The 13,688-nt window shown below is 38.1% G+C and carries 12 protein-coding genes; 11 read left to right on the forward strand and 1 reads right to left on the reverse strand.

Annotated features, from left to right (window positions below):
* Positions 1-25 precede the first annotated feature (25 nt).
* The 7 genes from ABR854_RS12640 to ABR854_RS12670 all read left to right on the forward strand — a co-directional run bounded on the left by ABR854_RS12640 (position 26) and on the right by ABR854_RS12670 (position 7,604).
* On the forward strand, positions 26-1,333 hold the full coding sequence (locus tag ABR854_RS12640; RefSeq protein WP_350265764.1) for a GntT/GntP/DsdX family permease: 1,308 nt from the start codon (positions 26-28) through the stop codon (positions 1,331-1,333).
* A gap of 251 nt (positions 1,334-1,584) precedes the next feature.
* The gene (locus ABR854_RS12645; protein WP_350265765.1) at positions 1,585-2,820 is read left to right on the forward strand and encodes an ATP-binding protein; all 1,236 of its coding nucleotides are present in this window, start codon (positions 1,585-1,587) and stop codon (positions 2,818-2,820) included.
* On the forward strand, positions 2,796-4,946 hold the full coding sequence (locus ABR854_RS12650) for a tetratricopeptide repeat protein (protein ID WP_350265766.1): 2,151 nt from the start codon (positions 2,796-2,798) through the stop codon (positions 4,944-4,946). Before ABR854_RS12645 ends, ABR854_RS12650 begins: the two co-directional genes overlap by 25 nt.
* A gap of 25 nt (positions 4,947-4,971) precedes the next feature.
* Positions 4,972-5,433, forward strand: a complete 462-nt coding sequence (locus ABR854_RS12655) for a RidA family protein (protein WP_350265767.1) — start codon at positions 4,972-4,974, stop codon at positions 5,431-5,433.
* Positions 5,434-5,510: 77 nt separating this feature from the next.
* Positions 5,511-5,900, forward strand: coding sequence for an SMU1112c/YaeR family gloxylase I-like metalloprotein (gene gloA2 / locus ABR854_RS12660; RefSeq protein WP_350265768.1), 390 nt, complete (start codon positions 5,511-5,513; stop codon positions 5,898-5,900).
* Between the two features lie 103 nt (positions 5,901-6,003).
* The gene (locus tag ABR854_RS12665; RefSeq protein ID WP_350265769.1) at positions 6,004-7,107 is read left to right on the forward strand and encodes a D-TA family PLP-dependent enzyme; all 1,104 of its coding nucleotides are present in this window, start codon (positions 6,004-6,006) and stop codon (positions 7,105-7,107) included.
* 158 nt (positions 7,108-7,265) lie between these two features.
* Positions 7,266-7,604, forward strand: coding sequence for a DUF2853 family protein (locus tag ABR854_RS12670; protein ID WP_350265770.1), 339 nt, complete (start codon positions 7,266-7,268; stop codon positions 7,602-7,604).
* Between the two features lie 56 nt (positions 7,605-7,660).
* Here the strand turns inward: ABR854_RS12670 and ABR854_RS12675 are convergent, their stop codons facing one another.
* On the reverse strand, positions 7,661-8,524 hold the full coding sequence (locus ABR854_RS12675; RefSeq protein WP_350265771.1) for a geranylgeranylglycerol-phosphate geranylgeranyltransferase: 864 nt from the start codon (positions 8,522-8,524) through the stop codon (positions 7,661-7,663).
* A 205-nt stretch (positions 8,525-8,729) separates the two neighbouring features.
* On the opposite strand from ABR854_RS12675, the gene bshA reads away from it, so the two are divergent.
* From bshA to ABR854_RS12695, 4 genes are all read left to right on the forward strand, one after another.
* A complete protein-coding gene (bshA, locus tag ABR854_RS12680) occupies positions 8,730-9,869 on the forward strand; it encodes an N-acetyl-alpha-D-glucosaminyl L-malate synthase BshA (protein ID WP_350265772.1) in 1,140 nt (379 codons plus the stop codon).
* A 203-nt stretch (positions 9,870-10,072) separates the two neighbouring features.
* Positions 10,073-10,912: an energy transducer TonB gene (locus tag ABR854_RS12685; RefSeq protein WP_350265773.1), complete on the forward strand. Its 840-nt coding sequence runs from the start codon at positions 10,073-10,075 to the stop codon at positions 10,910-10,912.
* 214 nt (positions 10,913-11,126) lie between these two features.
* The gene (gene nspC, locus ABR854_RS12690) at positions 11,127-12,278 is read left to right on the forward strand and encodes a carboxynorspermidine decarboxylase (protein WP_350265774.1); all 1,152 of its coding nucleotides are present in this window, start codon (positions 11,127-11,129) and stop codon (positions 12,276-12,278) included.
* Positions 12,279-12,598: 320 nt separating this feature from the next.
* Positions 12,599-13,675, forward strand: a complete 1,077-nt coding sequence (locus tag ABR854_RS12695; RefSeq protein ID WP_350265775.1) for a saccharopine dehydrogenase C-terminal domain-containing protein — start codon at positions 12,599-12,601, stop codon at positions 13,673-13,675.
* Positions 13,676-13,688: the final 13 nt, after the last annotated feature.

Genomic DNA, 13,688 nt, shown 5'->3' on the forward strand with positions numbered 1-13,688 from the left:
CATCATATTCAACCCTCTTTAAAAAATGCCAATTTTACTAACTTTCTTTGCTATACTGGTACTTGTCTTGCTGGTAGCTTACGTAAAACTCGACACCTTCGTTTCATTTATTTTGGTTGCCATCGGGCTGGGAATTGCCACCAAGATGGACGTTTCGGCCATCGGAAAATCTATTCAGTCGGGTATTGGTGGCACGCTCGGCGATTTAATTCTGATTATTGGTTTTGGAGCAATGCTCGGTAAACTCGTAGCCGAAAGTGGTGCTGCTCAACGCATTACCGATGCTCTCATTAGCCTTTTTGGCGAAAAATACCTCCAATGGGGCTTGGCACTTGCTGGTTTTATTATCGGTATTCCGTTGTTTTATAATGCGGGTTTTATCATCGTTGTGCCGCTCATTTTTTCGATTGCTGCCTCAGCAAAACTGCCGCTTCTTTATGTTGGGATGCCAATGTTGACTGCCCTTTCGACCGCTCACGGATATTTGCCTCCTCACCCATCTCCTGCTGCTATTGCCTCACAATTAAAAGCCGATGTTGGGCAAACGCTCATTTATGGAATCATCATTGCGATTCCTGCTATTGCCATTGCTGGGGTACTTTTTGGACGAACCCTGAAGCAATACAAACCTCAAATTGATGGAAATTTATTTGCTATCAAAGACATTCCGAAAGACAAACAACCAAGTTTAGCAGTGAGTTTATTGGTAGCTTTGATGCCCGTTTTTCTACTAACAATTACATCGGCTGTAAAAAAATATGCTCCTGATAGTGAGCTACTTAAACTAATTTCTGAGCCGTATATTGGCATGCTTCTTTCTCTATTATTGGCGGTTTATTTGCTTGGTGTGCGTCAAGGAAATAATATTCAAGCTGTAAGTAAACAACTCGAAGAAGCTTTCAAAAGTAGTGCAGGAATTTTATTGATTATTGCGGGTGCAGGTGCATTGAAACAGATTTTGAAAGATAGTGGTACGAGCGATTATATAGGGTCACAACTTCAAGGTTTTGACATTAATCCATTGATTTTAGGCTGGGCGATTGCAGGCGTTTTGCGTATATGTGTAGGCTCGGCAACCATTGCGGGTTTAACGGCCGTAGGAATTTTAGCCCCACTCATTCAGCAACAAACGGGTGTAAAACCAGAACTCATGGTACTCTCTATCGGTGCAGGAAGTTTGATGTTTTCGCACCTCAACGATGGAGGATTTTGGCTTTTCAAAGAATATTTCAATTTATCAATAAAAGATACCCTCAAAACTTGGACAGTCATGGAAACCCTCGTTTCTATCATCGGTCTGATTGGGGTATTGATTTTAAATTTATTTGTGTAGAAAATAGGCACAGAGGTGCAAAGTTTCAAAGGCACAAAGGTGTAAATTCACAGAATAAAACTTTGACTTTTTTGATTTTTAGGGAGTAAGTCCAACAGGATTTACTCCCTTTTGTATGATATTTCCCCATTATTCCAACTAATTATTTGTATAATTAGTTTTTTTTACAATATTTGTACGTCAAAATCATCGTACGATATTTTTAACGTACGATAAAACAAACTTGTACTCAAAACAACTAAGCTGCAAAAATGACACCGTATAAAATACCACCAACAACAGGCCCTATGCCAGTTGATAAAATTGTAGGACGCTTAAATGAAATTGAAGATATTTATCAACACACAATGGCAGGCAGTTTAGTCATATCGATGATTAGACGAATGGGTAAAACTCTCTTACTTCAAAAGTTTGCCTACATCACGGTTAAAGAAAACAGACCAAACAAAGCCATTTGGTTTGATTTAATGAAAGTATCAGATGTGACTGAATTGACTGATACTTTACTCATGGAATTAACCAAACATAAAAAACACGGTTGGCTCAAAGTACAATTCAATTGGTGCAAAGAGCTTTACAACAAGTTGAAACCACCCGAAGTAAAAGTTTCTACAGGCACAAGCTACTTGCCAGAAATATCATTCAAGCTACCCGAATTTAAGACTGAATGGAAAAAAGCTCTGACAGCCTGCATTGAAGATTTAGCGGAAAGAAAGGCTGAAAACGATGAAGTACTAACACTGATATTAGATGAGTTTCCATACATGCTTTGGCAGTGGATTTTAAATAAAAAAGTTCAGAATGTAATTGAGCTATTAAACCTGTTTAGAAGCTTACGAATGAGTCTGCAAGAAAAAGAGAAGATTCGTTTCATCATCTGTGGCTCGGTAGGTTTAGATGTTGTGCTTAATCATTTAAGAAGTGAGTACAAATATACAGCAGAGCCATTTAATGATACAAAATCTTATGTTTTAGAGGCTATGTCTGATACAGATGCTACATTTCTTTGTGAATGTTTGGCTTTATCAGGCTATACTTTTGTTGATGATAAAATGCTTTGCATAGAACTTATTTGTAAACAAGTCGAAAATTTACCGTTTTATATCAATAAAACTTTTGAAATTCTAAGAAGCTCTTCTCAGTCACAGATAAGTCTCCAAAATATCAAAAATGCACTGAATGAATTGTTGACTAATGTAAACGACGATGATGTATTTGAGCAATTAGATACTCGAATAGCCAGTTATTATCCAAAGACAGAAAGCGACATCATGCTTGGTATTCTGGACTATCTTTCGATACAAACCATAGCTAAAGAAGAAGATGATATTTTAAGGAGTGTAGATTTTACACCAAAAGAAGTGAAAAGTATTTTGAGAGTTCTGTGTAAAGACCAATACCTAAACAGGACAATAAACGAAGAGAAAAGGTATTATCAATTCAAATACGAAATTTTTAAAAAATGGTGGAAACTCAACAAGGCATAAGCACATTTTTATCGTTTGGGGCTAAGAGTGTCAAACCCGAAATCTTAGAAGAATTGCTAATCGGTCGGCAAGACGATATCAATTACCTAACAAAATGTGTGGGCGAAATTGCCGATGACGGTATCAATCACCAAATAATTGTGGTTGGGCAGCGAGGAATGGGAAAAACGCACTTACTGAGGGTTTTGTACCAGCGTTCACAATCGTTTTTGAAAGATAAAAAACTGATGATTGCCTATTTTTCGGAAGAAGAATATGGTATTTCGGGTTATTTAGATTTTTTGATTCGAGTGCTAAATGCGTTTATCCGTTGGAATGATGATGACCGTGAGGAGTTGAACAAACAAATGGATATTTTGCGTGAAACACACCCCAGCCGCCAAATTGATACAGCCGAAAATATCATAACCAACTACATTGGCGATAAACCATTATTGATTTTAGCCGAAAACTTCGATGATATTATGCAGGCTTTGGGCAAAGATGGACAAGGAAAACTACGTTCGTTTCTGTACCGTCATAGCCGTACGAGTATTATCGCTACTTCGCAAGCTCTTAGCCCCGATTTGGGCCGAGAAGACCGACCTTTCTATAATTTTTTTACGACAATCTATCTAAAAAAACTCAGCTACGAAGACTCGCTGGCTCTACTCCGCCGATTGGCTGAAATGGAAGGGAAAGATAAAAATAATGTTGTCATAAAACACCTACAAAGTAAAGGTATTGCCCAAGTGCGAGCCATGCATGAATTGGTCAAAGGAAATCACCGATTGTTGGTTACTTTTTATGAGTTTTTGAAAGCCGATACACTGGCAACGCTCTCAAAGATTTTTATCAAAACACTCAATGATTTAAAGCCTTATTATGAGACTTTCATACGCTATTTACCTCCACAACAGCAAAAGATTTTGCATTATATAGCACTGGCTAAAATACCACAAAATGGCACAGAAATAGGCAAAAACTGTTTTATTGAGCAAAAAACACTCTCAAAACAACTCAGTGAACTCAGCCGCCGAAACCTGATTGATGCCATAACCGACCCTGACGACAAGCGAAATAAACTCTATGATATTTCTGAACCTTTATTAAGAATTAGTATCGAAATTGGCGAACACCGAGAGGGTATTTCTGCCCTATTCATTGATTTTCTGGCATTATATTATTCTTTTGATGAGTTAGCAACACAGAAAAATCGTTTTGAGAATCTTTGGGAATATGAAACCAACCCACAACTAAAAGAAGACTTATGGCACGATGTGAAGGCGAGAGAGGAAGCTATTGATTTGAAAATTCGTTTGGAAACAAATAGGAAGTGGAGTAAGGCTTTCCTGAAATTTAAAAAAAAGTACGAAGATAAAGATTATAAAATAGCAATAAAGCTCGCAGAGCAAGTACCAGAAAATGAGCGTAGTGAAGAATATTATGGTAGATTGGGGTATGTTTTAAGTATTCTTGGAAAATACGAAATGGCAATTGAAGTACATAAAAAAGCACTTCAATTTAACCCTAAATCTGTGGTACTTTGGTATAACTTGGCAAATTTATTCGGTACACTTAAAAGGTATAAAGAATCTATTGAGGCAAGTCTGAAAGCCATCGAAATTGAACCGATGCAAAACTCTCTAATATGGTATAATCTGGGTGTTAATTATTATGAAATAGGAGAAGAAAAAAAGGCAATTGAAGCATACATTAAAGCTACCGAAATTGAGCCAACGAAGTGGTTAGCTTGGGAAAACTTAGGTGTAATCTATGCCGAAAAAAGTAATTATGCAGAAGCAAACAGTTTTTTTCATAAATCCATCGAAACAGGGGCTGATTTTATAAAAAATGAAAGTTGGATGCCCAAAAAAGAAATGCTATTATGTGTATCAGATAGAATAATCTTCATCCTCCAACACGAACAAAATCTAACTATCGAAGAAGCTAAGCATTTAGAAAACATCATCGAAAAAGAATACGAAATGCCCAAAGAGTTGGAAATACCTTATTTGTATTTAAAAACTTTCCGCCGTTTTGTCTTAGAAAAAGAAGAAAAAGCATTGTTGGAGCTACCAAAAGAACAAAGAGCGTTTTTTGTGCGTGAGATTTTAGAAAAAAGAAAGATATTTGCACAGAACTAAAAAATCAAACAAAACCACGACAATAATGACAGCAGAAGAAAATTTCGCAAAACTCGGTCTTGAATTACCACCAGCACCATCGCCGATGGGCGTTTATAAGCCTTGCTTAATCGTTGATAAATTTATTTATGTTTCAGGACATGGCCCTGTGCAGATGGATGGCTCACGCATCATTGGTCGTATTGGTGCCGATATGGATATTGAAGCAGGAAAGTTGGCAGCTCAACAAGTGGGTTTGACAATTCTTGCTACTTTAAAAGCAAATTTAGGCAGCCTCGACCGCATCAAGCGTGTAATAAAAGTCTTGGGAATGGTCAATTGTACATCTGATTTTGAGCGTCACCCGTATGTAATTAATGGTTGTAGCGAACTTTTTGCCAATGTGTGGGGAACTGAAAATGGTATCGGTGTGCGTTCAGCAGTGGGTTTTGGCTCATTGCCCGAAAATATTCCAGTTGAAATTGAAGTAATGTTTGAGTTGGCTTAAACTTACCGAGATAAAAGGAAGACTTCCCTTCGAGGGGGACGCCCAGTCGGAAGTCTTCCTTAAAACAATTCATCAAAATGCTAAAAATAAACAAAGTACACCACATAGCCATCATTGCATCTGACTATCAAAAATCGAAGCATTTCTACACCGAAATACTTGGCTTACAGATAGTTAGAGAAGTCTATCGTGAAGCAAGAGATTCGTATAAACTCGATTTAGCCATTGGCGAAAATTATGTAATCGAACTTTTTTCTTTTCCAAATCCGCCCGCTCGGCCATCACGCCCAGAAGCTTGCGGACTCCGCCATTTGGCTTTTGAAGTGGAAGATGTAGCAGCAGCAAAACAAAACCTCGAAGTAAAAGGAATTGAAGTGGAAGACATCAGAATTGATGAATTTACAGGCAAAAAATTTACCTTTTTCGCTGACCCAGACGACCTTCCAATCGAATTTTACGAACAATAATATCAATTTTGAAGCGGTTCGCCACCCATTCAGAATGAGTGAATGATAGAATATTTTTTCTGTATTCACTCATTCTATCAATCATTCATTCTATCATTAAATTATGTGGTTTAACATCAACAACGTCAACGAATTAGATTCTCCTTCGCTGCTTATTTACAAAGAGCGAGTACAAAAAAATATTGAACAGATGATTTCGATTGCAGGTTCGGCCGAGCGACTTTTCACGCACGTAAAGACCAACAAAATGCCCGAAATCGTCAAGATGATGCTTGCTGCTGGTATTACAAAATTCAAATGTGCCACCATCGCCGAAGCCGAAATGGTGGCAATCGCTGGCGGAAAATACGCTTTAATTTCTCACCAGTTGGTTGGCCCAAAAATTGAGCGTTTGGTCAAACTACGTCAGAAATACCCCGAAGTTTTTTTTGCATCGCTTATTGATTTTGCTGAAATAGCTGATGCTCACAATGCTATTTTTGGCCAAAATAAGCTCGTTTCCGATGTTTTCTTAGACGTAAACAACGGCATGAACAGGTCAGGTCACGAATTAGACGACCAAATTTTAGATTTATACAATAAACTTAGTACTTCTTCTCATCTCAAAGTACACGGCTTGCACGTCTATGATGGGCATTTACGAGCAAGTGATTTCAACGAACGAAAAAAAGAATGTGATGCTGGTTTTGTCGATGTAAAACATTTTCTCGAAGCAATCGAAGCAGCAGACTTGCCGAAGCCAATCGTGATAGCAGGAGGCACGCCAGCGTTTACTTCTCATGCATTACGAGAAGAAACTTTTTGCAGCCCAGGTACGTGCGTTTTGTGGGATTGGGGCTATGGCGATAAACTTTCTGAACAAAATTTTGAGTATGCTGCGTTGATTCTGACCCGTGTTATTTCAAAACCAAAGCACGGCATTATCACAGTTGATATGGGGCATAAAGCTGTAGCAGCCGAAAACCCAATTGATAAACGCATCAGGTTTTTGAATTTAGAAAATTATGAGCTTCTCGGACAAAGCGAAGAACACGGAGTAATTGCCGTAAAAGATTGGGAAGCCGTAAAAGTTGGAGATGTTTTGTATGGTGTTCCGTACCACGTTTGTCCAACAGTAAATCTTTATGACGAAGCATACATCGTTGAAAATGAAGAAGTTAAAGAAACTTGGCAAGTTTTGGGTAGAAAGCGGAAGATTAGTATTTAATAACTATTTTAGGTAAAAAACGAAATTAAAAACTTTCAATCTTTGCCCCTGCCTGTTTTACTCAAAAAAGCACCTAAAACATTTGGAAAAGATAAGTTTTTATTTAAAATTTACAAAATATTCATGTATTTCAATCACCCCCATAATCAACAAAAATTATGAGTAAATTAGCAGAAGCAATTGAAACTTACGTTGCTCAATCAAACGAACTTAATTTAGGTCTTAGCGAAGAACTTATCACAGCAGTAGCAAAAGGTCTTGGCCCATCTATTTACAACGCAGATTCTTCTAAAGTTTCTGGAACTGACCCAGAAGAATTAGCACGCGTAAAAGAAAATTACTTGATTGGTAAATTAGGTTTAGCTGATGGCCCAGAGCTTGACGTAGCAATTGCGGAAGTAATAGAGCAAATGGGTTCTTCAAACCGTAATAAATATCGTGCAAATGTATATGCCTTGCTTTGCAAAAAATTCGGTAAAGAAGATGTTTATGCTTAATAAATAAAGATTTCTTACGAAGCGACACAAATTACTTTGTGTCGCTTTTTTTATAACTACACAAAAATCATACTACCGATTCCGAAGAGCATAATGAGTTTACAGACCTTGCTCAGAAACGTAAAATCACGGCGTTTATCAGCCCAATAAAGTTTATAAACAAACCACGAAAACGGAAATATACCTAAACTGAAAAGTGCAATAAGATATTGATTATTGAGCGAATACGCCATAATCAGCAGAATCATTACAAACGAAATAATGAAAATGTAAAGCAGAATTTTGGTTTGTCTAATTCCCCATATAATGGGTAACGTTCGGCAACCGTAGCGGGCATCACCTCTGATGTCCTCCATATCTTTGATGATTTCCCGAATCAACGAAATTGAGAAAGCAAACAAGGCATAAATATTGACCAAAGCCACATTTTTTTGGTAATAAACTCCCAAAATAACGAGTGAAAAGGCAGTCAGAAACGCAACTAAAAAATTACCTATAAACGCCTTTCTCTTGAATCTTTCAGAATAAAACCAAAGAGCCGAAATAGCCAAAAAATTAATCAGAAAGACCTTCAAGCTCAAGAAAAAGCCAATCGCCAGACCGATAAAATTAAGTATTTGATGAATCAGAATCGCACGGCGACGTTTGATAATTTTGCCAATTATTACTTCTTTAGGTTTATTGATCAAATCAATTTTTATATCAAAATAATCATTAATAATATAGCCAGCAGCAGCAATGCTGATTGTAGCAAATACCAGCAGAAACTGCTTAAAATCAAGCAGATAATCGAGCCAATTTTCTTTGGGGCCAATCAGAAAAATCCTGACCATGTATTGGCTCAATACCACAATCAAGATATTTCGTGACCTTATCAGTCGGAAAAAGGCACTAAGGATTTCTAAAAGTTTGTAGCTCATCGTATTCAAAATTACAAAAACTTTGAAGTAATTACAAGTTATGTTTTCCTAATATTGACGTAATAGAGGACGTCTTTCTATAAATTCATAAATCCTTAATCTGATTTTGAGACTTTTTCTAATTTTTTTTGTTGTACTATAAATAGCAGATTTTAATTAGGTCTAATCTAAGAAAATCTTTCAAAAAAGTACATAAACCGCATCTATGAAAATCGGAATTGTTTGTTATCCTACCTTTGGTGGAAGTGGCGTTGTGGCCACCGAACTCGGTAAGGGCCTTGCCAAAAATGGCCATCAAGTACACTTTATTACTTATACCCAACCTGCTCGTCTGGATTTTTTCAACGAAAATATATTTTATCATGAGGTAAATATTGCCAGCTATCCGTTGTTTCAATATCCACCTTACGAGTCGGCTCTGGCTGGAAAAATGGTAGATGTGGTAAAGTACGAAAAACTTGATTTATTACACGTTCATTACGCAATTCCGCATGCAACTTCGGCTTTTTTGGCTAAACAAATTCTGAGATGCCATGGTATAAATATTCCCATTATCACCACCTTGCACGGCACAGACATTACAATTGTAGGTAAAGATGCCTCGCTTGCTCCCGTAGTAACTTTTAGTATCAACGAATCGGATGGCGTAACGACGGTTTCAGAGGATTTAAGAAAAGATACTTACGAAGCTTTTGAAATAAGAAAAGAAATCGAAGTGATTCCAAATTTTGTTGATTTGGAGCGTTTTAAAAAGCAAAGAAAAGAGCATTTCAAACGCATTATTTGTCCAAACGACGAAAAGCTTTTGGTACACACTTCAAACTTTCGTAAAGTAAAACGAATTGAAGATATTATTCAAGTTTTTGCAAAACTGAAAAAACAAATTCCGAGTAAATTATTACTCGTCGGCGATGGCCCTGAGCGTGGTCCAATGGAACAACTCAGCCGTGATATGAATCTGGGGGAAGATGTTCGTTTCGTAGGAAAACTCGACGCCATCGAAGAAGTTTTGTCAGTGGCTGATTTATTCTTGATGCCTTCGGAAAAAGAAAGTTTTGGATTGGCGGCTTTGGAAGCAATGGCTTGCGAAGTTCCTGTAATTTCATCAAATACTGGCGGTTTACCTGAGCTAAACGTTCAAGGCATAACCGGATTTTTAAGTAATGTGGGCGATGTAGATGATATGGTAAAAAATGCGATGTATATTTTGCAGGACGAAAACTTACCGACTTTTAAAGCAAATGCCTTAGCTCGTGCTAAAGAATTTGATATTACGAATATCGTTCCGATGTACGAACGTCATTATGAGAAAGTTTTGGAGGGAATGCTGGTCGAAACCAGATAAAAAATTTTAATATTGTACAAAGAGGCACATTCCGAAATCTAATGATAACAGATGTGCCTCTTTTATTTACAGGGACGTTATATATATATTTAAATAAATATCTAAATATTTTTCTTCTTTTGCTTGCACAATTCATTTTTCTTCTCTAACATTGTGTCGTAGTTCAGCGAAACTACAAATGTTCAACTTAAACTTTTACTAAAATGAAACCTCACACACAAGGGTTGTCAGCTATTGCTTTGCCCACTCCGAGTACACTCGATGACATCGTTTTTGAACATCGTAACAAGGCCTACGGTGCTTATGAGCTTCGTACTCATTACACCACAAACATCAATCGAGCTTTGTTGATCGGTATTGGTTTTTTCGGGCTCATGCTACTCACTAACTTTCTTTTTGCGAGACAGAAAGACGAGTCTCAACTAATTGTCGTTGAGCATAGCCCAATTAAATTACCAGACGAACCACTTCCCGAACTTGAAAAACCAAAGGAAGTAGAACCACCAAAACCAATAGAACAACAACGGACAGTTGCTTATTTAGAACCAAAAGTAGTTGAGGAAACAATGGAAGAAACCCCTCCACCAAGCCAAACTGAAATTGAAGGGGCAATAATAAGTGATAAAAGTAACCCAGGAACAGATACAGACGAAATTGCGGCTGCCCCTCCTACTGAAACAAAATCAGTTGAGAAAACAATCATAGAACTTCCAGAAGAAGATAACACAGCTTTTATAACCGTCGAAGTACAACCATCATTCATGGGTGGAAATAGCGAAATGTACAAGTTTTTAGGTAAAAATCTCAAATATCCGAGTGCAGCTCAACGAGCCAATATTCAAGGTAAAGTTTTCTTAAGTTTTATCGTTGAAAAAGATGGCAGCATTACCGACATCGAAACCATGAAAGGCATTGGTTTTGGTTGCGATGAAGAGGCAATGCGAGTAGTAAAACTCATGCCAAAATGGATTGCAGGCAAACAAAATGGCAGAAATGTAAGAGTAAAATTTACAATTCCTGTTTTTTTTAGACTCGATGATTAGATATTTGTATAAATATAATATTTTTTCACAGGTAGAGACAGGGCGACCTTCGCTCGGCAATGTCCTGTCTCCACCGAATACAACCAAATCAATCTACCTAAATCCACACAAACAGCCCGCACAACATTGTTCGGGCTATTTTTATGGTGTATTGCTACGAAATGACTAATTTTACATTTTCAATTATACATTTTACATTATTCATTAGCATATAATGCCAATAGATATTTCTCAAATTCCTTCGCCGTGCTATGTTTTAGAAGAAAGACTCCTACGCCGAAATCTTGAATTATTAAACCGAGTTCAAACCGAATCGGGTGCATCAATCATCGTAGCCTTAAAAGGTTTTTCGATGTATGCCACTTTCCCGATGGTAAAACAATATTTGTCGGGAGCAACCGCCAGTTCACTCAACGAAACTCGCTTGATTGTAGAAGAAATGGGTTGTTTGGCACATACCTACTGCCCTGCCTATAAACCAGCTGAATTTGCTCAAATTATGGCAAACAGCAGCCATATAACGTTCAATTCATTGAATCAATGGAATCAGTTTAAAGACCAAGTACAAGGCTTTGAACGAAAAATCTCGTGCGGAATCAGAATCAACCCACAGTATGCTGAGGTTGAAACCGATATGTATAACCCATGTATTGTAGGGTCAAGACTTGGCGTTACTCGTGAATTATTGGGCAAAGAACTCCCAGAAGGCATCGAAGGATTGCACTCGCACACCCTCTGCGAAAACGATTCTTACACACTCGAACGTACACTTGTGCATATCGAAGAAAAATTTGGCGATTTGCTACATCAAGTAAAATGGCTTAATCTCGGTGGTGGACACTTAATGACTCGTGAAGGCTATAACCATGAACATTTGATTGGTTTAATCAAACGCCTACGTGAAACTTATAACATCGAAATTATTCTCGAACCAGGCTCAGCCATTGGTTGGCAGACTGGCTATTTAACTTCAACGGTTCTCGATATTGTCGATGCCCAAGGTGTTGATGTTGCAATATTAGATGTATCGTTTGCAGCTCACATGCCCGACACGCTCGAAATGCCCTACAAACCACGCATTTGGGGAGCAACCGATGCTGTTGAAGGTGCGGAACGCCGCCCGAAACCTACTTACCGCATGGGAGGGATGACTTGCTTGGCAGGCGATTACATGGGAGATTATTCTTTCGATAAGCCTCTACAAGTGGGCGATAGCGTAGTTTTTGATGATATGATTCACTATACAATGGTAAAAACCACGACTTTCAACGGCGTTGGTTTACCATCCATCGGTATTTGGAAAGAAAATGATGAGTTTCAGTTACTAAAAAGTTTTGGTTATGAAACTTATAAGGATAGGATTTAATAGCCCCTCCCTGCCCTCCCCAATAGGGAGGGTTCTTTTTTCTCGCTTTTTTTCTTGCAAATAATTTTTCCTTGTTTACATTTGCACAAAAATATTATTCTTCCATTGTTTAAAGACCTAAAATATCTCTTAGCACGCCTCGCCTATCTTCGTAGTGCCTGCTCATTTGTTCCTGACTTTTGTTAGGTTGTCTTTTTACACTTATTTCCCGACAAAATATCTCTTTGATGTTTCTTTGTGCCACTGTGCCTTTGAATCTCTGTGCCTAATATTTGTCGCATTTATACTTCATCTATAACATTTTAATCTTTTTCCTAACAATGAAAAACGTACTTGTCATTGGTATGGGCAAGGTAGGTTCGTTGGTTGGTACATTACTCGCAAAACGCTTTGCCGTTACGGGTATGGACCTACGCCAACCTTCTACCAAATTGCCCTTTGATGTCTTACTCGGAGATGTAAACGACATCAGTTTTTTAGAATCCACCCTCAAAAACTTCGATGCGGTTGTATCGGCCATGCCTTACAACCTCAACTTGCCAATCGCTCAAACGGCTCACAAACTCGGCATTCATTATTTCGATTTGACCGAAGATGTACCAACCACGTCAGCCATCAGAGAAATGGCCAAAACTTCTACGGCAGTCATGGCTCCTCAGTGCGGACTCGCCCCAGGTTTAATCGGAATCGTAGGAGCAGATTTAGCCAAACGCTTTACCAAACTCCGTGATATTGAGCTTCGGGTAGGAGCTTTACCTCGTTTTCCGAATGGTTTGATGGGATATTCGTTTACGTGGTCGCCAGCAGGTGTAATAAACGAATACATTAACGATGCAGAAGTGATTCACAACGGCGAAGTAAAAATGGTAACTTCTCTCGATGGTATTGAGCATATTCAGATTGAAGGACAAGAATTTGAGGCTTTCAGCACTTCGGGTGGACTTGGCACAATGTGCGAAACCTTTGCAGGGAAAGTAGATACACTCAATTATAAAACAATTCGCTACCCAGGCCATGCAAAATTGATGAAGTTCTTACTTTATGAGCTAATTTTGAAAGATAAACGCCAATTAGTTGAACAAATATTGACCGAAGCGAAACCACCTGTGCAAGAAGACGTAGTTTATGTATATGCAGTAGTAGAAGGCTGGAAAGGCACAGAATTGGCTCGTGAAGAATTTTACAGAGCTTATAAACCAATCGAAATTGATGGTAAACATTGGCGAGCAATTTCGTGGACAACAGCCGCTTCGGTAGCTGCGGTTGTAGAAATGGTAGCCGATGGAAAACTACCACAACAAGGATTTTTGAAACAAGAAGATATAGATTTCGGTTCTTATCTTGAAACCCAAAACGGTTCATTCTTTGTGGAGCGAACTTCCAGTTCGCAGATGTAGTCCTTACAATACA

The sequence above is a fragment of the Emticicia sp. W12TSBA100-4 genome (genome assembly GCF_040253585.1).
GTDB lineage: Bacteria > Bacteroidota > Bacteroidia > Cytophagales > Spirosomataceae > Emticicia.